This is a genomic window from Caballeronia sp., from assembly GCF_028292365.1.
GTDB lineage: Bacteria > Pseudomonadota > Gammaproteobacteria > Burkholderiales > Burkholderiaceae > Caballeronia.
In genome coordinates this window covers 23699-45443 of record NZ_JAQGMM010000408.1, presented here as the reverse complement: position 1 = coordinate 45443, position 21745 = coordinate 23699, and the positions used below count along the sequence as shown (strand labels likewise).

Annotated in this window: 18 protein-coding genes and 1 pseudogene; 7 read left to right on the top strand and 12 right to left on the bottom strand. The window is 61.1% G+C overall.

Features of this window, described 5'->3' with window-relative positions:
* Nucleotides 1-53: 53 nt before the first annotated feature.
* On the bottom strand, nucleotides 54-1259 hold the full coding sequence (locus JWR14_RS24545; RefSeq protein ID WP_299713329.1) for an MFS transporter: 1206 nt from the start codon (nucleotides 1257-1259) through the stop codon (nucleotides 54-56).
* Between the two features lie 129 nt (nucleotides 1260-1388).
* On the opposite strand from JWR14_RS24545, the gene JWR14_RS24540 reads away from it, so the two are divergent.
* The 3 genes from JWR14_RS24540 to JWR14_RS24530 all read left to right on the top strand — a co-directional run bounded on the left by JWR14_RS24540 (nucleotide 1389) and on the right by JWR14_RS24530 (nucleotide 4511).
* Nucleotides 1389-1952, top strand: a complete 564-nt coding sequence (locus JWR14_RS24540) for a TetR/AcrR family transcriptional regulator (protein WP_299713326.1) — start codon at nucleotides 1389-1391, stop codon at nucleotides 1950-1952.
* Nucleotides 1953-2266: 314 nt separating this feature from the next.
* Nucleotides 2267-3007, top strand: coding sequence for a hypothetical protein (locus JWR14_RS24535; RefSeq protein WP_299713323.1), 741 nt, complete (start codon nucleotides 2267-2269; stop codon nucleotides 3005-3007).
* Nucleotides 3008-3200: 193 nt separating this feature from the next.
* Nucleotides 3201-4511 carry a UDP-N-acetylglucosamine 1-carboxyvinyltransferase gene (locus JWR14_RS24530; protein ID WP_299713320.1) on the top strand — a complete coding sequence of 437 codons (1311 nt, stop codon included), beginning with the start codon at nucleotides 3201-3203 and terminating at the stop codon, nucleotides 4509-4511.
* A gap of 105 nt (nucleotides 4512-4616) precedes the next feature.
* Here JWR14_RS24530 and ggt read toward each other — a convergent pair whose 3' ends face one another.
* Together ggt and JWR14_RS24520 are read right to left on the bottom strand one after the other, a co-directional pair.
* Nucleotides 4617-6239: a gamma-glutamyltransferase gene (gene ggt / locus JWR14_RS24525; protein WP_299713338.1), complete on the bottom strand. Its 1623-nt coding sequence runs from the start codon at nucleotides 6237-6239 to the stop codon at nucleotides 4617-4619.
* Between the two features lie 304 nt (nucleotides 6240-6543).
* Nucleotides 6544-7242: pseudogene (locus tag JWR14_RS24520) on the bottom strand (GNAT family protein); the annotation flags it as partial.
* A gap of 177 nt (nucleotides 7243-7419) precedes the next feature.
* On the opposite strand from JWR14_RS24520, the gene JWR14_RS24515 reads away from it, so the two are divergent.
* Nucleotides 7420-8901 carry a PLP-dependent aminotransferase family protein gene (locus tag JWR14_RS24515; RefSeq protein ID WP_299713314.1) on the top strand — a complete coding sequence of 494 codons (1482 nt, stop codon included), beginning with the start codon at nucleotides 7420-7422 and terminating at the stop codon, nucleotides 8899-8901.
* 34 nt (nucleotides 8902-8935) lie between these two features.
* On the opposite strand, the gene JWR14_RS24510 is transcribed toward JWR14_RS24515, so the two are convergent.
* The 9 genes from JWR14_RS24510 to JWR14_RS24470 form a co-directional block, all read right to left on the bottom strand.
* Nucleotides 8936-9991 carry an ABC transporter substrate-binding protein gene (locus JWR14_RS24510; protein WP_299713311.1) on the bottom strand — a complete coding sequence of 352 codons (1056 nt, stop codon included), beginning with the start codon at nucleotides 9989-9991 and terminating at the stop codon, nucleotides 8936-8938.
* Nucleotides 9992-10065: 74 nt separating this feature from the next.
* Nucleotides 10066-10935, bottom strand: coding sequence for an ABC transporter ATP-binding protein (locus JWR14_RS24505; protein WP_299713308.1), 870 nt, complete (start codon nucleotides 10933-10935; stop codon nucleotides 10066-10068).
* On the bottom strand, nucleotides 10929-12020 hold the full coding sequence (locus JWR14_RS24500; protein ID WP_299713305.1) for an ABC transporter permease subunit: 1092 nt from the start codon (nucleotides 12018-12020) through the stop codon (nucleotides 10929-10931). The genes JWR14_RS24505 and JWR14_RS24500 overlap by 7 nt, the downstream gene beginning before the upstream one ends.
* Before the next feature lie 183 nt (nucleotides 12021-12203).
* Entirely contained in the window at nucleotides 12204-13646 is a 1443-nt protein-coding gene (locus tag JWR14_RS24495; RefSeq protein ID WP_299713302.1) for an NAD(P)-binding domain-containing protein, read from the bottom strand.
* A 155-nt stretch (nucleotides 13647-13801) separates the two neighbouring features.
* A complete protein-coding gene (locus tag JWR14_RS24490) occupies nucleotides 13802-14623 on the bottom strand; it encodes a transporter substrate-binding domain-containing protein (protein ID WP_299713299.1) in 822 nt (273 codons plus the stop codon).
* The gene (locus tag JWR14_RS24485; protein WP_299713296.1) at nucleotides 14620-16242 is read right to left on the bottom strand and encodes a rhodanese-like domain-containing protein; all 1623 of its coding nucleotides are present in this window, start codon (nucleotides 16240-16242) and stop codon (nucleotides 14620-14622) included. Before JWR14_RS24485 ends, JWR14_RS24490 begins: the two co-directional genes overlap by 4 nt.
* 33 nt (nucleotides 16243-16275) lie before the next feature.
* A complete protein-coding gene (metC, locus tag JWR14_RS24480; RefSeq protein ID WP_299713294.1) occupies nucleotides 16276-17463 on the bottom strand; it encodes a cystathionine beta-lyase in 1188 nt (395 codons plus the stop codon).
* Nucleotides 17463-18089, bottom strand: a complete 627-nt coding sequence (locus JWR14_RS24475; protein WP_299713291.1) for a cysteine dioxygenase family protein — start codon at nucleotides 18087-18089, stop codon at nucleotides 17463-17465. The genes metC and JWR14_RS24475 overlap by 1 nt, the downstream gene beginning before the upstream one ends.
* A 33-nt stretch (nucleotides 18090-18122) precedes the next feature.
* Complete coding sequence (locus JWR14_RS24470) at nucleotides 18123-19016, bottom strand: amino acid ABC transporter ATP-binding protein (RefSeq protein ID WP_299713288.1); 894 nt, start codon at nucleotides 19014-19016, stop codon at nucleotides 18123-18125.
* Between the two features lie 342 nt (nucleotides 19017-19358).
* Here JWR14_RS24470 and JWR14_RS24465 point away from each other — a divergent pair, with 342 nt between their 5' ends.
* From JWR14_RS24465 to JWR14_RS24455, 3 genes are read left to right on the top strand one after another with little or no spacing between them, the layout of a single operon-like run.
* Nucleotides 19359-20195: a transporter substrate-binding domain-containing protein gene (locus JWR14_RS24465; RefSeq protein WP_299713285.1), complete on the top strand. Its 837-nt coding sequence runs from the start codon at nucleotides 19359-19361 to the stop codon at nucleotides 20193-20195.
* 1 nt (nucleotide 20196) lies between these two features.
* A complete protein-coding gene (locus JWR14_RS24460) occupies nucleotides 20197-20940 on the top strand; it encodes an ABC transporter permease subunit (RefSeq protein WP_299713282.1) in 744 nt (247 codons plus the stop codon).
* Nucleotides 20930-21736 carry an amino acid ABC transporter permease gene (locus JWR14_RS24455; RefSeq protein WP_299713279.1) on the top strand — a complete coding sequence of 269 codons (807 nt, stop codon included), beginning with the start codon at nucleotides 20930-20932 and terminating at the stop codon, nucleotides 21734-21736. The genes JWR14_RS24460 and JWR14_RS24455 overlap by 11 nt, the downstream gene beginning before the upstream one ends.
* Nucleotides 21737-21745 lie beyond the last annotated feature (9 nt).

Genomic DNA, 21745 nt, shown 5'->3' with positions numbered 1-21745 from the left:
GCTGATGTCGCTTTGGTATTTGCCCTTCGATGAGCAAACGCCCGCGACGCCAACTATCCGCCAACCATCCGCCGTCCCCTTCCCCACCCGCTGGCAACAACGGTCATTCCCGCCAGCGCCACCAGCGTAATGCCATATACGTCGGTAGTCAGACGCAACCCAACGACATGGACCATCGTCCCCGCGATAATCGCCGGCACGCTGAACGCCAGATAACTCAGCACGTAAAACGCCGCCATCAGCCCTGCGCGTTCGTGCGCTTCAGCCAGCGGCAAGACCGAGCGCAATGCGCCTTGAAACGCCGAACCGAAGCCCATGCCTGCCAAGGCAGTCCCGGCGAAAAAGATCCCCGCATTCCCCGCGTGTACCCCCGCCAGCGTCACCAGCAATCCGGCCGCAAGGACCACCGCACCCGTCATCAGCAACCGGGGCGTGCTCAACGCGCGCAACAGCAGCACAGCGACCAGACCGCCACCCGTTAAAGCAAATACGACCCAGCCGCCCGTCATGACGTCGTTGTCGCCTGTCACGGCGCGTGCAAGCGTCGGTCCCAACGACAGATAGAACCCGCCCAGCGCCCATACCGCGACGTTGACCGGTGCAATGCGCAACATTGCGGCGCGCGCCGCCCGGGGCACGCGCACGCGCGGCAGCAGCGAAGCCAACGTCCCCGGGCTGCGGCTCACCGTCTCCGGCAGCATCCACACGCCCACCGCCTGAAGCACGAACATCGCGACCAGCAAGTAGTAGACGGTCTGCATGGGCGCGGGTGCATAGTCGACCAGCAAGCTCGTGCCAAGCGCGCCCACCCCCATGCCAAGCAGCGGCGAAAGCGTATTGACCAGCGACCCGCGGGTGCGGCTTGCATCGAGAATCGCCGCGCCCAGTGCGCTCGTTGCCGTACCGGTTGCGAAGCCCTGAAGGACACGCGCCAGGATCAACACCTGGACGCTGTGAGCACTAGCGAAGATCAGCATGGCCACGACCTCGAGCACCATGCTGCCGATAATCGCCGGTCGTCGGCCAATGTGATCGGACAGTGACCCGGTCGTCAGCAGCGCGACCAGCAGGCTGAATGCGTAGACGCTGAATACCAGCGTCAACGTCGCCGACGAGAACCCCCACGCCTCCTGATACAGCCGGTAAAGCGGCGTCGGCGCACTCGATGCGGCAAAGAACAGTGCCGCGATGAACGCATAAAGCGGCAGCGCGTAACGCGTCCTGTCAGGAAGAAACGGAGGATCGGTATTAACGGCCATTGCACGCTCCGGAAAATAAACGCAAAATAATTGCTTTAGCGAATTGTGCGCGCTGTTTCTCGTTAATGCAACGTTTTAGCTTTAACGAGTTTAATCGATACGAGCGCGCAAGGCGGAGAGGAACAGGCAATGGCAGCAAGAGAAGGGTTGCGACCCGGTGGACGCAGCGCGCGAGTGCAGGAGTCCGTGCATCACGCAGTCAGGACGTTGCTGGACGAAATGGCGCGCGAGGAACTCACCGTGCCGCAGGTCGCGGCGCGCGCCGGGGTGACGCCGTCCACCATCTACCGCCGTTGGGGTGATTTACCCACCCTTCTCGCCGATGTCGCCCTGCAGCGTTTTCATCCGGATAACGGACCGGCCGACATGGGCTCGCTGCGCAGCGATCTGGAAACATGGGCGCAGGGATACCAGGAGGAGATGTCGTCGGAACCCGGCCGCGCCATGACACGCGATGTGCTGGCAAGCAACGATACCCGCAGCCCTGCCTGTCAGTGCGCGGCCATTACGCGCTCGCAGATCCAGATGATTCTGGACCGGGCGGTCGAACGAGGCGAAACGCCGCCCGATATCAATAACGTGATGGATAACGTGGTTGCACCGCTCATCTATCGCCTGCTCTTCGACGATGCCCCGATCGACCCGGCATTCGCCCGCAGCCGCATGGCGATGTTGCTGGCCCCGGGCCGGTGAGCGCCGTGCCCGCGCTTTTCACGGCTGACGGCCGGTACCAGGCATTTCGTGAAAGACATTCTGGACATCTACTTAGGCCTGCCGATCATGATGAATGGTTTTCAACCATGGGATCGTCGTGCCGGAGCGCATCGGGCAAGCTCGAAGTCCGGATGAAATCGGTCAGGCGGGCGCGACTTATTCCAGAATGGGTCGAAGGGGAATAAATCAGGCAGGCGGGCAGTCTTGTTACCAGGTCTCATGGACGCGGTTGCGCATGGAATAACGATTGGGTACAACGTACCCAATTACGTCCGACGTCAAGGGGAATGGAGATGCAACCGATTTCGCGTCATCTGCAGCTTGCATCGGGCGTGGTGTTGCTACTCTATTTGTTCCTCCATCTGGTCAACCATGCGCTCGGCATCTGGTCACTGGATCTGGCTGGACGAGGTCTGATGCTTGCCATCAGGCTCTGGCACAGCACGCCCGGCACGATCCTGCTCTACGGCTCGGCCGCGCTCCATTTCTCGTTGGCCTTACGCACACTCTACGCGCGTCGCCACTGGGTGCTGCCCGCCACCGAATGGATTCGCCTCTGGGCAGGACTCAGCCTGCCTTTGCTGCTGATCCGCCATGCAGTGGGAACCCGCCTCGCCGCCTCGCTTTACGGCTTCGAACCGGACTACGAAAAAATAGTGATTTCCCTGATTTCGAGCGGCACACAGGGTTTGCAACTTGCGCTGCTCGCGCCGGGCTGGGTGCACGGCTGCCTCGGACTTTGGCTACGTTATCGCCACCACGATTTCATGCGCCGCTCCAAGCCCGCGTTGTTGGCGTTGCTTATTGGTTTGCCGCTGCTGTCGGCGGCCGGCTTCATGCACATGACGCGGACAGTGGAGGCGGCTAGCGCCCACCTTCCCGCCGCTGATCCAAAACTCCTGGCGCATCGGGACGCGCTGGATGAATGGCGTCGCGATCTCCTGATGCTTTACGCATCGCTGGTCATCGGCGCCGTGGGCGCGGGTCTGCTACGTAATCGGCATGAGCGCCGAAGTCTGGTGAAGTCTGGTTAGCCATCGCTCGATACTTGAATCAGCCGGCAACTGTTATAGCCCATGCCCGCCTCACCTCGACTCATGCATCCCACGTTGCGTAGCTGATACGACCCCTTGGCAGCGCGGCAAAATTAGCCTCAACACGCTGGTCCTTGCGCATCACACAGTGGCATCATTGTCCCCTCGCTTCTTCCACGAGCCTCTTGCGAACATGTCGAATCTGATCGTACATGGCGGCGTCCCGCTACGCGGGGAGATCACGCCGTCCGCCAATAAAAACGCTGTCCTCCCCATCCTTTGCGCCACGCTGCTGACTGATCAGCCGCTGCGTCTCATCGGCGTCCCTGAAATCACCGACGTCAAAAAGATCCTCGAGATTTTCCGTACGCTAGGCAGCAACGTGTCGATGGACTTTTCCACTGGCATCCTCGACCTGCATCATCACGCAACGAGCTTCGACCCCGTCGCGCATCATTTGCCCGAGGAGATGCGCTCTTCCATCATGCTGGTGCCGCCTTTGCTTGCGCGATTCGGTGTGGCGCGGCTGGAAAACGACGTCAAGGGCTGCACGCTGGGCGTTCGGGAAATAGATCCGCACGTAGAGGTATTCGAGCGTTTTGGCGCGAAGGTCGAACGCACGCCCGACTCGCTTATCGTGCGGGCCGCCAAGCAGATGACCGCGAATCATCACTGGCTGGACTATGCCTCGGTCACCACCACCGAGAACTTCGCGCTCTGCGCGGCCGCGGCGAACGGTACATCGACGCTGGTCAACGCGGCATCGGAACCGCACGTGCAGGAGTTTTGCCGTTTCCTCGCGATGCTTGGCGTGCCCGTCGAAGGTATTGGCACGTCGCGTCTAAGCGTTACGGGCATCACGGGCGGCCGCAAGCTTAGCGGCGGCGAGTTTCGTTTTAGCGAGGACTTCCACGAAATTGCGACCTTCCTCGCGCTCGGAGCGATCACTGGCGGCGACATCGCGGTGAGGAATACCGCGCCCGACCAGTTCCCGCTGATCGACAGGACCTTCGCGAAGTTTGGTGTGAACGTGGAGCATAAAGACGGCTGGTCGCGTGCATTCCAGGACGGTCCATTGCGCGTGCGCCGGCCGTTCACGCAGAACATTCTCACCAAGGTGGAAGCTGCGCCCTGGCCGTATCTGCCGGTCGACCTGCTGCCCATCTTCATTGCGCTCGGCGTGAAAGCCGAAGGCAGCGCCATGTTCTGGAACAAGGTCTACGACGGCGCCATGGGGTGGTCGACCGAACTATCGAAATTTGGCGCTCACGTGTTCCTGTCGGATCCGCATCGGTTGATCACGTTCGGCGGCCTGCCCTTGAGTCCTGCGAAAGTGGAGAGCCCGTACATTATCCGCGTGGCGATCGCGTTGCTGATGGTCGCGGCAAGCATCAAGGGGCGTTCGGAGATCATCAATGCACTGCCAATACGCCGTGCACATCCGCGCTTTGTAGAGAACCTGCGCTCGGTCGGTGCAGACGTGGAGTGGACCAGCAGCGAGTGACATAAGAAGTAAATAGGCGTCGCGGCCGGTAGCCGCGACGCCATCAAGCTTGAACCGTGCCGGTGACCGTAAAACATCCACCGGCACGACTTCCGCTGCATCAAATCAATAGCCGAGCGCAAGTCCCGAGTTACGACGCGGATCGTTCGCGCCATAGAACCGATTCTTGCCCACCGGCTTGCCGCCCAGTGACGGCGCGCCCACCAGAATGGCCGCTACATGGTTGGCCGGTTGCGGACCCGAGAACTTCTGACCCCATCCTTCAAGGATCTTCTGCGTATCGGGGCTCAGCGTGAAGCGCTCGAGATTCGTCGTTTCCGGCAGCCATTGCTGATGAAAGCGCGGTGCATCTACAGCCTCCTGAATGTTCATCCCGTAGTCGATCACGTTGAGCATGGTCAGGAGCGTAGCGGTAATGATGCGGCTGCCACCCGGCGTGCCGACCACCATCACGGCCTTGCCGTCCTTCGTGACAATCGTCGGGCTCATGGACGACAACGGACGACGCCCCGGTCCAATCGCGTTAGCCTCGCCCTGCACCAGCCCATACATGTTAGGCACACCGATCTTCGACGTGAAGTCATCCATCTCGTCGTTGAGCATCACGCCTGTCTTGTTTGCCATCACACCCGAGCCGAACCAGTCGTTGAGCGTGTAGGTCACCGACACCGCGTTGCCCCATTTGTCGACGATCGAATAATGTGTCGTGTTGGTGCCTTCATGCGGCGCGACACCCGGCTTGATCTCCTGCGATACCCCCGCCTTGTGCGGATCGATTGCCTCCCGGATCTTGGCCGCGTAGTTTTTGTCGAGCAGACGGTCCAGCGGATTTTTCACGAAATCGGGGTCCCCCAGATAGCTGTTGCGGTCCACATAAGCGTGGCGCATGGCCTCGATCTGATACTGCATGGCCTGGGCTGAACGGAAGCCGAGGCTTTGCATCGGATAGCCTTCGAGGATATTCATGATCTCGCAGATAGCGACCCCGCCCGAGCTCGGCGGCGGCGCCGAGACCACGTGGTAACCGCGATAATCGCACTCGACCGGTGCGAGTTCGCGCGTCTTGTACTGGTCTAGATCGGCCTGCGTGATGATGCCCTTGCCGGCTTGCGTCGACGAAACGAGCGCATTGGCGACCCAGCCCTTGTAGAAGCCGTCGGGACCCTTGGCGCTGATCTCGCGCAACGTCTTCGCGAGGTCTCTTTGCACGAGCCGCTGGCCGACCTGGTACGGTTCGCCGTGGTTCAGGAAAATCGCGCCGGAGCCGTGCGGATCCTTCTTGAAGTCGTCCGTCGCGGTCCCGAGGATATCGATGTCGCCCTGGTCGAGCACGAAGCCCTCTTGAGCATATTTGATGGCCGGCGCGATCACTTCGGCGCGCTTCATGGTGCCGTATTTCGTCAGCGCCATTTCCATGCCGGACACCGTGCCCGGCACGCCGACCGCCAGATAACCCTTGGTGCTCAGTCCCGGGATCACGTTGCCGTCCTTATCCAGGTACATGTTCGCGGTGGCGGCCAGCGGCGCTTTTTCGCGAAAATCGAGGAAGGTCCTGCGGCCATCGGCGAGCTGGATCGTCATGAAACCGCCGCCGCCAATGTTGCCGGCCGCAGGATAGACCACCGCGAGTGCGTAGCCGACAGCAACGGCCGCATCGACTGCGTTGCCGCCGTCCTTGAGCACGTCGACGCCAATGCGCGTGGCGAGATGCTGCGCGGTAACGACCATGCCGTTCTCGGCGGCTACCGGGGCTTGCGAAGCCGCCTGCGCGCCGGCATAGCAAATGACGAGCGCCGCCGCAAGAAGCGACTGGGCCAGACGATCGAATTTCATTGTTTGAGTGTCCGTTGCTGAGTAAAAGGAACCTGCGAGGAACGTGCGAGAGGCGAGAGAACGCTTGTGCAGCAGTGACCTGGCGTCCCGGTTCAACCGGAAAGCCAGTACCGCGCACAATACCAACAAAGATTACAAACGGAAACCCGCAAAAGCCGCAGTAGAAAAACCGGGCCTAGCCTGCTTGGGATAGCTGAGTGCGCAGGTCGGTCAACGACTTGCGCTGCCCGCCGTCTGCGTCGAAGTTCTCGGGCGCGAGCCATTGTTCGAACGCCGCACGCAGCGCGGGCCATTCGCTGTCAATGATTGAAAACCACGCGGTATCCCGTGTCCGCCCCTTGTAGAGCACGGCCTGCCGGAAGATACCCTCGAACTGAAAACCCAGCCGCGCAGCCGCTTGCCGCGAAGGTGCATTCAACGCATCGCACTTCCATTCGTAGCGGCGGTAGCCGAGTTCATCGAACGCATGTTTCATTAACAGGAACTGGGCTTCTGTCGAGATCGGCGTGCGTTTGAGCAGCGGTGAGAACGCCACATTGCCGACTTCGATAACCCCATTGGCCCGGTCGATCCGCATCAGCGACAGCGTGCCGATCGCGGTTCCCCTCTTCAGGTCGATGACTGCATAGTGCTGTGGATCGGGACTGACCGCGGCACGTTCGACGTACTCGCGATAGCTCGCTGCATCGTCGAACGGGCCTACCGGCATGTAGGTCCAGTCACGGCCATCCGGGGCCTGGCTAAAGGCGGCGAAGAGATCGGACGCGTGCTGCGGTTCGAGCGGTTCCAGCCGGCAGTATTGTCCTTCGATGGGATAGCGCGGCGGGTGCACACGCGCAGTCCAGTGGGGCACGGACTCGCCAATGGGTTGCTGATACTGATTCAAGATGCTGGGCATAACGGTTCCTAGGGCGGCATGGGGCGGTCGTGAAGCAGAAGCTTAAACGTAGGCGAAGCATGTGCTAACGTACGCGCATCATGGAACCTTAAAAAGTGCCACATTCCCTATTTTTCATGGCTCCACGCTTTTCGCTTAGCCTGCTGGCATGCACTTTCGCAATTTCCTGACGCGCTTATGACAACCGCCGCTTCGTCGCCTGTGCCCCAAACCCTGCTTGAGGCGCCGCTCGCCAAAGGTCCCGGCGCGGCGCCCATGCAACGCCAGTTGCATCATCGATTCAAGGAAGCCATCCTGGGCGGCCACCTCGCGCCAGGAAGCCGTCTGCCGGGTTCGCGCGCGCTGGCAGAGTCGCTGGCGATCTCCCGCAACACGGTGACCGCCGCGTACGACTTGCTCGCGGCGGAGGGGTATGTGCAACCTGACCGGCAAGGCACGCGGGTAGCAACGTTGTCACGTCCGGCGCCACTGCAAGGCAAGCGCAATGCGCCGCTGGCGCCAGTCATTGCACAGCGGCTGACGCGCATTCAGGTTCAGGTCGCCGCTCCGCCGTCCGACTGGAGCGCCGCGTTGCGCCCGGGTGTGCCGGCCTTGTCGCACTTCCCACTGGCTGCGTGGCAGCGTGCGATCGATCGTGCGATTCGAAACGCGGGGCCATCGGCGCTTGGTTACGGCGATCCTCCGGGTGAGCCGGCGTTGCGTGCGTCGATTGCGCGGCATCTGGGCTTAGCCCGAAGTGTGCGATGTGAGCCGGCTCAGGTCGTAATTACCGAGGGCGCACAAGAAGCGCTGTCGCTCTGCGTGCGCTTGCTGACCAATGCCGGCGATACGGCGTGGATCGAGGACCCGGGTTATCGGGGAGCAAAAGCTGCGATGCGGGCGGGCGACCTGCGCATGGTGCCGATGCGCGTTGACGCCGATGGCCTGATCGCTAGTGAAAGCGACTGGAATTCGCAGCCGCCACGGCTGATCTACACCACGCCTTCGCATCAATATCCCGCGGGCGCGGTGCTGACCGTCGCGCGCCGGCTTGAGCTGATCGCGAAGGCGCAGCAGCATGGCGCGTGGATTATCGAAGATGACTACGACAGTGAATTCCGCCACGCGGGCGAGCCTATTGGCGCCATGCAGGGTTTAGTGGCGCAGGCGCCCGTGCTGTATGTGGGCACGTTCAGCAAGACAATGTTCCCGTCGTTGCGCCTGGGGTTTCTTGTGCTGCCGGAGACCCTCGTAGCGCAGATGCACACACCGCTGGACGATATGCTGCGAGGCGGTCATCGTTACGAACAGCTCGCGTTGGCCGAGTTCATTGAAAGCGGTCAGTTCAGCCGGCATTTGGGCCGCATGCGGCGTTTGTATCGCGACCGGCAGCATGCGTTAAGAGATGCCCTGACGCGGCACATGCCGATGACGCATGTCATTGAAGGCGGGTATTGCGGCTTGCATTTAACGGTACGGCTGCCAGCGTGCTACCCGGACCGCGAGATCGCCGATGCAGCCCGGCAGCATGGCATGGCGCCCACTCCGCTATCCAGTTTCGCGCTGCATCCCATGCCCGAGGATAACGGACTCGTGCTCGGGTATGGAAATACATCGGCGGAGTTGTTTGAGCCTCTGGTCCGGCTTTTGGCTAGACTGGTTCGCGGTGTGAAGGTTTAAAGCGGTTGCTGGAGCGGGCATGGTTCAGCACGCTCTAAACCAGAACATCTGAAAACACCCGGTTAGCAAAGTGGTTCGAATCCGTGCCACTGTTCAACACCCCCACGGTCTTCAAGTCGTCTGCGTACAGCGCGATTTCCTTTTTGAACGCGTCGCCGGTTGGATGATGATGATCCGTGTGGCTCTTGAGCATGGCGGTCAGTTGCGCCACATCCGCTTGCGGTGCGTACTGCGCGAAGATCGCCGCTGCGTCCGCGGGATGGTTCGCCGTCCATTCCGTTGCATCGAGCAAAGCCTGCGTCAATCCCTGGGCCGCCGCGCGATCCTTCCTCACCAGCGACCCACGCACGCCGAGTACACAGCACACACGCGTCTGATACTCGCCGCACAGGTTATTCGACACTTCATAAAGGTGATCCGATTCCCGCAGCATCCAGATGGTCGGGTCTCCGTCCGCAATCGCGTGGACCTCGCCCTTCTTCAACGCCTCGCCCAGCAGGTTGGCAGGATACTGCCGCCACTGAACCTGGCTGTCCGGATCGATGCCGAGCTTCTTGAACACAACGGCGAAGAAATTCTTGGTGGGACTCGCCATGTCGCTCACGCCTATGGTCTTGCCGCGCAAGCCCTGCAGATCGACAATTCCCGAACTGCGTGTCGCGAGCAAGCGCATGCAGCCGCCGTGAATGCCGGCAGTGAGCTTGACGTCGAAACCCTGTTCCAGCGGCTTGATCCAGCGCAGCGCCATGCCAACACCAGCATCCGACTTGCCGGTCGCAATAGCTTCGAGCAACTGGTCCGTCGACCCGGCGAAGTTGATCAACTCGACGTCCAGGCCGCGCTTGGCAAAGAAACCTTGCTTGACGGCCACCGGTACCGGCGCCGTACAAATCGATCCGGCGTTCCACGATAACTTCAACTGTTTCAACTTGCCGTCGTCGGCACGGGCAGGCAGTCCGACAAGGCCAAACGACGCCCCGCCAAGTGCCGCCGCGCCGGCAGTCCACGCGGTCTTTCGCAACCAGTCGCGGCGCGATATGTTTTCCGGCACGACGATTCTTTCGCCGCTATCGGCATCAGGACGATTCATCAAATATTCTCCACGGGTCATTCGTTATTGATGTTTTGTCTGTGTGATTTTCGTCGGAAAACTTGCTCACCAAATCAAGCAACCAGACCGAGTAATGCCAGTACTTCGCGCCGGAGTTCGACCAGCTTGGGATCATCGCGATGACGCGGATAAGGCGCGTCATTACGCACTTCCGCAGTCACGCGTGCCGGACGCTCGCTGAAAACAATCACCCGGTTCGCCAAGAACAACGCCTCCTCTACATCGTGTGTCACGAGCAGGACCGAGAAGCGCGCGTCCAGCCACAACTTCACCAGTTCACCCTGCATGCGCAGTCGCGTGAGAGAGTCCAGCTTGCCGAACGGCTCGTCGAGTACGAGCAACTCAGGATCGTTGACCAGCGCCCGCGCCAGCGCAACACGCTGCGCCATGCCACCCGACAACTGATGCGGATACGCCGCCGCAAAGTCGGTCAGACCGACCAGTTGCAACGCTGCGTCTATACGCTGTTCCGCCGAACGCGCGCCTTCGGGGAGAGGTTCGGCCGAGCGCGGCGTGCTCCACGGAAACCGCCGGCGCCTTCGTTGCGCCTCAGGGCCCAAGCCAACATTGCCGCGTACCGTGCGCCACGGATACAACGTCGGATCCTGAAACACCACGACCCGCGACGGGTCCGGTCCGCGTATAGCCACCCCGTTCGACGACACGGTACCCACCGCGGGGGCATCAAGTCCCGCCACGAGTCTGAGTAAGGTCGACTTGCCGCAGCCGCTGGGCCCGAGTAACGCGACGAATTCACCCGGGGCGACCGAGAAGCTGACATCGTCGAGAACCGGCAGCGCTGCGCCGTGCAGCGAGAACCGATGACTGACTTCAGTGACGTCGATACGCGCGCCGGTTGCCGGGGCCTTGAATGCCTGCTGCGCTGATTGCCCGGCGTGCGCAATGCCTTGCGTGCTTACCATTTCAACAACCCCTTCTGCCAGGCGAGTAACCGGTCTCTAAAGCGGAACAGCAACGTGATTAACCCGGAACACATCAACGCCATGACCAGCAACGCCGCGTACATGTTCGAATAAGCCGCCCATCCCTGCGCCCATTGCAAATACCAGCCGAGCCCTGCTTTAACGCCCATCATCTCGGCCACGATCAGCACGGAAAACGACGCGCCCAGTCCCATGAAAAGTCCGACGAACACCGACGGCAACGCGGCCGGTATAGCAACCTTCAGGATCAGGAAACCGGGGCGTGCGCCCAGCGTTCGTGCGATATCGTAGAACATGCTGTTGACTCCGGCGACACCCGACCAAGTAAGCACGGCTACAGGAAACCCGGTTGCGAGCGCGATCAGGAAAACACTGGCGCTGAAGCTCGACGGGAAGAAAAAGAACGCCAGCGGCAACCAGGCCGTGGCGGGCAACGGACCGATCAGCCGTAATACCGGATGCAGCCAGTACCCCACCGCCCGCGACCAGCCGATGCCAACGCCCGTCACAAATCCCACCACCGCACCGATCACATACCCATAAGCAAGTAATCCGAATGAATGAGCGACGCTTGAACCAAGGCGCGGGAAGTCATCGAAATAAACTGCGATCAGCGCTTGAGGGGGAGCAAAAAACGGTCGAGGCAGCCATTCGAGTTTCGCGGTAAGTACTTCCCACGCGGTCACACCCACCGCGAGCGCGACCAGCCAGGGCATGGCCTTGAGCCAGCGTTCAGCGCGTGATTGCGCCGCATCGGGCTGGCGCGCCAGCAGGCTTCTGCGCGCCGCCACGCCAATCAGCAGCGCCGTCAACGCGAGCACTAGTTTGAGCACAATCAGATGGCCGGTGTAGGGCCACTCATCCGCATCGGGCCACCAGCGTGTCAGGCCCGCACTGGCGAGCCACGCCAACGCCGCTAGCCACGCCGGCAGCAGGCTCGTGCCCGACGCGCTCGATGACGCCGCGCTCACGCGGGCTGGTTGCGTCCGGATGCTTGCGGCATGCGGCTGGAACCCGACACCGGGGTGTCCCGACGCCTGATCGAAATGAGGAGTGCCGGACATGATGGGAAGGCCCTCGTATGTTGAAATAAGCCCTGTGCGCAGGCTCTGAAGCCGGGTATTGGTGTATTGCCACGGCGCGTTGAAAAGCTACAAACGCCAAGACTAGCGACGCTTCGGCCTCTTAACAATTATTCGTTTGCGATATGGTTATGAGGCCAGGCGCTTTATTGATTCCATGATGGTTCAGGCGATGTCAGCCTTCTCGCCTTGCCACACGCTATGCGCATAGAGGGTCTCGCTGAAGTCGGGCGGCACGTCGCCATTCAGACGCGCTTCATGCCGGTCGAGATCGGCGAGAAACAGATCGCGGCTGATCCGGCTCACCACCGCCGGAATATCGCGTTTCATGCTTGGCACGTCGCCTACCGGCACACCGAAGCTCACGAGGCCCGCGGGGTTGTAGACGTGAAGGTTCGCCAGATGAGGCGCCGTTCCAGGAATTTTCTCCAGATACTCGAGCGCCGCACCAAGATAGGGATGGGCGCCGAGGTAATCATCGCGCTCGTGGTCCTCGGGAACATACCGGTCGCGCCACAGCAAAATATCTTTCGATACCGCTGAAAGCTCGGGTCGAACGGCCGGATCGATAAGGTAGCCCGTACCCGCGATGGCAAAGTCGAAGTGGAATTGTTCGTTGCCCACACGGGCCACAATCCGTCCACCCTCCGCGCTCGCGTGGCTCCAGGCCGCGCCAGGATGCAGATGGAAGTTTGGATGCTTCGTCGCGCGTTCCACGGCATCGACCGGCGGCGTTGAACCCGCCTGCCGAAAGCGTAATGCCTGACGCCAACGCACAGCGTCCGGTAACGCAGGATAGTTGTCGTACGCACCCGGATACGCACGAGTACGCGTAATGGGAACGGCGGAAATCGCGGCGCGGCGCACGAAGAGATGCGCTTGCGCCGCGCCCGTTTCCAGCGCCGTGGCGGCCGCGTCGAAGGCAGATGCCGCACCGCCAATCACCGCGACCACTTTCCCCTTGAGCGCATTGAAATCGATAGCCTCGGACGTATGTGCGTAGAGCGAGCGCGGCAGGTTCTCGTGCAGCACGGCCGGTATCTGCGCGGCACCGTTACCCGCTACGCCGTTGCACAAGATCACCTTGCGTGCTGTCTCGACATGCTCCTCGCCCGCCGCGTTCAGCAGGCGCAACCGGAAGTGCGAGTCCACCGGTTCTATCCGCGCGAGCCGTGTGCCGTAGCGAATCGGGATCTTCAGGAAATGCCGATACCATCCAAGATATTCGGCCCAGCGCGCGCGGGGAATCCGGTCGATGTCCGCATAGGCCGCCGCGCCCCAACGCGCTTCAAACCACGCCTGGAAGCTCAACCCCGCGACGCTGAGTTCGGGCCCGGTCAGTGTCTTCGGTGTACGCAATTTGTTCATGCGCGCCCGGTTGAGCCAGACGCCCGCGCCTGCTTCGTCGGCTGCCGCGTCGATCACCGACACCTTGCCAATACCGGCGCGCCGAAGCGCGAATGCGAATGCGGCGCCCGTCTGCCCGCCGCCAACGATCACGACGTTATGGTCAATACCTGCCCGGTCGGGGACCCAGTTATCCGGGTCGGGACCTAGCAGTCGCAGCGCGTCGAGCGCGTTTGCATCGGGATCGGGGGTGGCTGTCATCGAGCGGGTTCAATCCGGAAATGGAGGGATGATCGAGATATTGAAAAGGGACGCTCGCACTGGCAACCAAGCAATTCAACTTTGCTTAGACGCTTTTTACGGAACGCAACGGCTATAGCCAGCCCAATCACCAGCCCTATAACCAGCCCCCCACCTTATTTCGACGAATGCTCCCTATGCCACGCGAGCAATTGCTGTGAGGGAGGCATGTGCCACTTATTACCTTCATCGATGAGAAAACCGCTCCGGTGCCACTCCTTCACAATCTTGTCGAGCGCCGCGACCGTGTCGGTCTCACCCTTGCGCACCCAGATCACCGAGGGTGACGGAATCAGTTGGTCAGGTATCGGCGACTCATAGTCCTGCCACTCGCCCGAAGTACTCGCGAGCCGGGCCTGGATACCGGGCGTCACGTGAACCGATGCCACGCACGTCCCGCCGCGCATCGCCAGCAGCGCTTCGGGCATGCCTTTGAAACCCTTGACCTGTGCCCCGTATTGTTCAATCAGCGGACGCGTGTAGTTACTGCCTTGCGATACGCAAACAGGCTTGCCGCGCAGATCGTTCCAACTATGGATACCCGCTCCCTTGTGAACCATCGCGGAGCCGCCGATCTCCTCGAACGGCGTGGGCACATGACTCAGTATCTCGTCGCGCTCTTTCGTGTACTGCATGCTGGCGATCAGCGCATCGACCTTGCCCTGCTGGAGAAATTGCACGCGGTTCGGAGGCGTGACTTCCACGGCTTCAAATTTCACGCCAAGACGCCGGGCGAGATCTTGGGCAAGTTCAACGTTGTAGCCGATGGGCTCGCGAGTCTGCGGGTCGAGTGAACCGTAGGTGCCGTCGAGCACGACTCCAACGGTAAGCGTGCCGCGTGACTTGATCCGGTCGAGGGTGGCGTCGGCGTGAACGGTTTGCGAGAGCGCAAACGCGGTCAGGGAAACGCTTAAGAAGGTGGTGAAGCGAAATTTCATCGGCTGGGATTTTCTGTGACGGGTGCATCGATACGAAAAACAGCGAGTTCATCCGGGGCGCACTGCGCGATCAGACCGGTCTCCCAATCGAGATATTGACGAGCGGCATCGAGATTGCCATCGTGGCGATCGTGGACAAAGAACAGATAGTCGATGCGTTCGGCATCGGCGGGAATATCCGGCGTCGATGCCAGCGGCAAGCCCGCTTGTCTCCAGGTATCGATTCCATTGGCGGCAAGATAAAGCGACGTGAAACCCAGCTCGCGCAGGTCCGTCGCCGCGATGCCTGCTACTGCAGGTTCGTCTGCGAATAGCAGCAGCGTGTCGCCCGGTGCGGCCTTAAGCGCGGTGAGCGTTTTCGCGAGTTGCGGGCGAATCGACCAGTGCGCACCAGCAGCATGTTCCCGCCTGTAGGCGGCACTCGATCGCAAATCAAGCAGCAACACCTGACCCGTTCCGGCTTCGCGCAACGCGGCTGTGTCGAGCAGCGGCAAGGACGATTGCGCCGACGCAATCTGCTTGCCGATGTGCAGCGTAGCGGCATTGCGGGCATCGATCAACGCGGCCTCAAAGCCCAGTTGCACGAGCCATGTAGCAATCACAGGAGCACGCACGCCGTCGTAATCAACTAGCAAAACGCGGGCATCCCGCACACCGATGGTCTGGTCGGTCGCCTGCACCAATTGCCCTCCGGGCGCGTGAATGGCGTTTGGCAGACAATCGTGCGCGAACTCTTCCTGTGTGCGGACATCGATCAGGAAGGTCGTCCGGTGCGGATCAGCAAGCCATTCTTGCGCGGCCGAAGCATCGAGCGTCGCAACGTCGAAGCGCGCGGCAAGCTTGGCCGTGCGCGTCTGCGCGTCAGCTACCGCCGCTTCGTTCAGACCCTCCGCATAGCGGCGCTCGCTGCCATGTTCGAGCTTGAGTCCCGCCAGCGCCCAGCCTTGCGTGCCATTCTCCAGCGCGATCACCGGATTCGGCACGCCAAGGTTGCGCAAGGTCTGCGCGCCGATAATGCTGCGTGTGCGGCCAGCGCAATGAATCACGATCGGCGTTGCAGGGTCGGCAACAAGCGTTCCGATCCGGTACGCGAGCTCGCCGTTTGGGACAGGAATAGCGCCAGGAATGGTCATCTTCCGATGTTCATCGAGCGTACGTCCGTCGAACAACGCATGTGCTCGTCCTTCTTCAATCAGCACCGCAAGTTCTTCCGGTGACAAATGCGGCGTTCCATACGCGTGTTCAACGAGTTCGCCAAAGGTCTTCGATGGCAGATTCACCCCTTTAAACAGCGTATAACCAGCCGCCAGCCAGCCGCGCGCACCCTCGCGCAGGACGGAGACATTCGTGTAACCAAGCGCCCTCAAACGACGTCCAGCGTGTACCGCGATACCTTCGCCATCGTCCAGCAAGACGATCCGCGTGTCGGGTCTAGGCACCAGTCGCGGCGCATCTATTTCCAGCCGGCTGTACGGCAACGGGATGGCGAAGAACGGATGCCCTTCACCGAATTGCCCAGCTTCGCGAACATCGAGCAAGGCGATTTCGGCTTCATCGTTAAGCCATGCGCGGACAACGGAGGCATCGATGAAAGCCGCGTCGTTTCGGATTGAGGTCATGGGAGAAGGGCCAGAATGAGCTATGGACTGCTTTTAGGACAGCACGCTGCGAAACGCTTGTGCGAGGTCGAGGATGAGATCGTCCGCATCCTCCAACCCGACGTGCAACCGGATCACGGCGTCCTGTCCCTGCCAATAACTCTGGGAACGCAAACGTCGCGGCGGTGCGATCAGGGCGAGGCTTTCATATCCGCCCCATGACGCGCCAATGCTGAATAGCTTCAACGCGTCGATCAGAGCCGCAGCCTGGCTGGTATCGGTGTCACGTACAGCGAACGAGACAAGCCCGTTCGCGCCGTGGAAATCTCGCGACCACAATGCATGTCCGGGATCAGTGGCCAACGCCGGATGGAAGACGCGTGTGACTTGCCTTACGCGCTGCAAATATGACGCAACAGCAAACGCGCCGCGCCCGTGTTGCGCGAGGCGTACGGGCAGCGTTCGGATGCCGCGCAATGCGAGGTAAGCGTCGTCGGCGCTGACGCTTAAGCCCAGTGCGTCGTGAGTCTCCCTCAAGCGTTGCCCGATGGCTGCATCAGAGGTCGATACGGCGCCCTGCATCAAGTCCGAATGTCCGCCCAGATATTTGGTGACAGCCTGAATGGAGATATCCACGCCCAGCGCCAGCGGCTGATAGAGCAAGCCCGCGCCCCACGTGTTGTCAGCGGCGAGCAAGACCCCTTGCTCGTGCGCAAAATCCGCAAGCGCCGGCAGATCGATGATCTCGTAGAGAAACGAACTCGGTGACTCTGCATAAATCAGTCGTGTATTCGCTTGAAGCAGCTTATGCGGCAGACCCTCCGCTGCGCTGAAGTAGGTGAATTCAACACCCAGCCGCGTCAGCAGCGGTTCGATCCGTTCGCGTACGGGCCCGTAGACACCGTCGTGAACCAGCACGTGATCGCCCGGCGACAACAAGCTAATGAACACCAGTGAAATTGCCGACAAACCTGAGGGGGCAAGCAGCACGTCACGCGCCCCTTCCAGTTCCCCGATAGCCGCTTCCAGCGCCCGATGCGTCTGCGTGCCATGCCGGCCGTACGTGCTGACCGCCTCACCCGCTTCGCGCCGTTTATGCAGCGTCGCATGGCTCGATGTGTTCTCGAAACGCACCGTGCTCGTGCGTTCGACCGGCACATTGACTGGCGCGGCGCCATCGACGAACTTCGGCGCACCGGCACGCACCAGGCGCGTGGCCTTGCGCAACAGCGGCGGACTCATCAGCCAACCGCCTGCGTGCCACGGTGCATATGAGTCGTGTTGTAGCGCACCACACGCCCGGTATCGAGTTCATAACCCAGGCGCCCTGAAAGCATTTCCAGCGGCCGGCCATACAGATGAAAATGCAGCGTGGGTGCGGCGCCGGTTACGTGGATGCTATGAATGTCCTCGGGCAGGAACGCGATCGGTGTACCCGGACGCACCACGACTTCACGCTCGATATTGAGCGTCGCACGTTCGGCGTCCGACCCATCGTCCGTGCGCTGATAGACACGATTCAGCTCTTCGCCTTCGAGCGCCGCGATGACCGCCCATGTATCGTGATTATGCGGAATCGTGGTCTTGCCGGGCAGCAGCGAGTTCAGATAAAGCGCGAAACCGTCCTCGCCGGGATTCAACCGGTATCGCGTCGACGTGTCGCCGCTGCCCACTTGCGGCGGCGGAAAATCTGCCGCAGTAAACAACTCGGCGCGTTCCGCGGCAAATGCTTGCAAGTGCTCGCTGATGTCATCGAGCGCGCCACGGGTCACACCCTGCTTGGCCACAATATGACGTACATGGTCCAGCAATGCGGAAACAGCGGCCTGGCGTTCGCCAATTTGGTCGGGGGTGGTGGTTGCGGTCATTTAGGAATAGGTTCGTAATAAGTCTTGCAAGAATCAGGGAGTAGCCAAAGCGAGAGCAGCACTGTTTCGCGAGCGTTTGCGCAGCGCGCGTCGGTCGTCGCCGCGCGCACGTTGCAGGAACAAGCGGGTGCGTTCATTCTCCGGCGCGCTGAAAATCTGCGACGGAGCGCCGTGCTCGACAATCACGCCGCCCTCGGTAAAAAACACTTCGTCGCTGACATCCTCGGCGAAACGCATTTCATGCGTAACGAGCACGCAGGTCTGGCCATCGTCGACAAGTTCGCCAATCACCGTGAGCACTTCGCCCACCGTTTCCGGATCGAGCGCGGAAGTCACTTCGTCGAAAAGGATCAGGTCGGGGCGCATGGCAAGCGTCCGTGCAATTGCGACACGCTGCTGCTGCCCGCCGGATAGCTCACCCGGATACGCATGGGCCTTGTCAGCCAACCGCACCTTCGCGAGCAGCGCATGTGCGTCGTGCTCGGCTTCGGCGCGGCTGCGCCCAAGCACGCTCATGGGCGCAATGGTCAGGTTGGCAAGCACGTTCAGGTGCGGGAACAGGTTGTATTGCTGGAACACGAAGCCAATGCGCTTGCGCAGCGCAATCTTCTGCGCGTCGGTGTGCTGCGCGCGAACATCGATGCCGTCGACATGTACTTCGCCCTGCTGTGGCGCGACAAGGCCGTTGATCACTCGCAGAAGCGTCGACTTACCGGAGCCGGATGGCCCGATGATAGAAACGGCTTCGCCACGCCGCACACGCAGATCAATTCCCTTGAGTACCGGCGCCGCGCCGTAGGAGAGGTGGACGTCGCGTAATGAAACCAGCACGGGATCGGCACTTCCGGCAGCGCCCGGCCGTGCTGGCGCGTAGGCAAGTGGCGGAGCGTCCTGAAGCGGATCGAGCGCGAGCGCTAGAAGACTCATGCGACCTCCACGGGTGTTGTCACAGGAGCGCTGACCTCACGTTTCGAACGAATCAACTGTGTCATCGCGGAGTTCCTTCTCAATTCTCGAGCGCACAAAAGCATGCTGGAGCGAAGATTCTAAGAACCGCGCCCTTTTTCGATAACCAAGCATTCGTCGAATCGATAGCAGCCTCCTTGCTAAAGATGCACTCAACACCCCGTTTACCTTTTAAAGCCTCAATTAAAGCCTCAATGAAGGGCTTAATCTACCGCCCCGGTAATTTGCTTAGCAGATTCGCTTCCTTGGCGACGCGCTGGCGCTTAACTATTCTGTTTGACTCTCCTGCCGCCAAGCAACGCCATGACCCTGACGAACCTCCGCCGCCTGCTTACACCTCTCGTGCTGGCATCTGCCGCGGCCGCATCCTTTGCCGCACACGCGGATGCCACCCTCGACAAAATCAACTCCCGCCACGAACTCGCGGTCGGTGTGTTGATCGGAGGCAGTCCGTTCGGTTCACTCGATCCCGCGACGCAACAACCCCGTGGTTTCAACGTGGACCTGGCGAACGAACTCGGCAAACGCTTGGGTGCGAAGGTGCAACTGGTGTCCGTGTTGCCTTCCACGCGGGTTCAGTTTCTTCAGCAGGGCAAGGTCGACATCCTGATCGCGAACATGGAGTACAACGCCCAGCGAGGCGAGATCCTGGATCACGTAGCCACGCCTTATTACCGCGTTGGCGGTACGGCAATCACCCTTAAAACAAGCGGTATTACGCGATGGGAAGATCTGCGCGGCAAGCCGGTCTGCATCTCGCAGGGCAGCAGTTATATCCGCCCGATAGTTGAACGCTACGGCGCGATCCCGCGAGCCTTTCCAGGCGCCTCCCAGTCGCTGCTCGCGTTGCGCGGCGGCAGTTGCGTCGCAGCCGTACATGACGCAGCACCACTGCTTTATCCGCTATTGCAGAGCGACCCCGAGTGGCATGACTACCGTGCGCTGCAACCTGAGATAGAACCCGCACCGTCGGTGATCTGGGTGCGTCAGGGCGAACACGATACCGCCGCAAAACTGGATACGTTCGTGCGCGATCTGCATCGTAACGGCTGGTTTATTTCAACCGAGGCGAAGAACGGCCTCAACCCGCCGTCGCCCGCACTGGCTGAGTGGCACCGGCAATTGCCCGTGGAGAACTAGCATGGACACGCTGCTGCACGGCTTCATCACGGCGACAGCGCGTATTGGGCTCGACTACCGCTTCCTGCTCGACGACTACGAGCGCGTGCCGTTTGTGCAGGGCTTGGGTATAAGCATCGAGATCATTGTTTTTACCATGACCGCCAGTGCCGTTGCAGGGCTCGTGCTGCTGCTCGCATTGCGCGGCCGCAACCGGTTGATCTCCGGGCTGGCGCGCGGTTTCATTGAAGTCACCCGCAATACGCCCACGCTGGTGCAGCTGTACTGCGCGTTTCTCGTGCTGAACATGCTGATTACGCAGTGGCTGCATGCGCGCGGTATCGATAACCCGTTCAAGCCTTTCTTCTGGGTCGTACTTGTGTTGTCGCTGCATAAGGCGGCATTTCACGCCGAAGCGCTGCGGGCCGGATTTGACGCACTGCCTTCTCAAACGCTAGAAGGTGCGGCCTCGCTCGGTATCAGCCGCGCCACGCGTTTCTGGCGCATCGAGCTGCCGCTCGCGTTGCGCGCGGCGCTGCCTGCACTTGTCAACAACATGGTGGAACTGGTGAAAGCGTCGGCGGTGGCATCGGCCATCGCGGTGGGCGACGTCACCTACCAGTCCATCATGATCTGGACCCAGCGCGACAACGTGCTCGCGTTGATGCTGCTGATTCTCGCGTTCTTCGGCGTGCTCACCTGGCTGGTCACGCTCGCCGGCCGCTGGCTCGAACGCCGTTACAGGATTCCCGGTTATGGCTACTGATTCCGCTTCCACCGCGGGCAAGCTCGCGGTCAACCGCTTGCCGCCCAGCCTCTATGGCGTGCTCGGCGTGCTCGCAACGGGAGCCGTATTGTGGTCACTCGCGCCTGATACCGGCTCCCGCGGCGAGACGCTGGCACGCCTCGTGGAATGGGCTCCGGCTCTGGCCCACGGCTTTGCGATGAACGTGCTGATCAGTATCGGCGCAATCTTTCTAGGAACGTTGATCGGTCTGCTCGCGGGTGCGCTCGCGATGTCGAAATCATTCGCGGGGAAGCTGGCGAGAGTGTGGATTGTCGCTTTCCGCAACGCGCCGTGGCTCGTGTTGATCTACTTCACCACCTATGTATTTCCGTTCGAGATCCATGTGTTCGGCGCCGCCGTGCCGTTTCCCGACTGGCTCAAGGTCATGCTCGGCCTCGCTCTGCCGGCAAGCGCGAACATTGCGGAAGTGTTTCGCGGCGCGGTGTCTTCCATCCCTTCAGCGCAGTGGGAAGCGGCGGCCTCGCTTGCATTTTCTCGTTGGCAGATTCTGCTGAAAATAGTCGTGCCGCAATGCGTACGCCGTATGTTGCCGCCATGGATGAACGTGTACGCCATCATCACCATGGGGACCGCGCTGTCATCACTGGTCGGCATTCATGACCTGCTGGACACCGCGCAGATCGCCAGCAGCACGGTCGCGCGCAGCAGCTTTACGGTGCTGACTTATGTCGCGACTCTTGTGATCTTCTTCGCCTACTGCTATCCCATTTCGTGGCTCACGCGCACGTTCGAAAAACGTCTGAGGGCTGCATGAAGCGCGGGC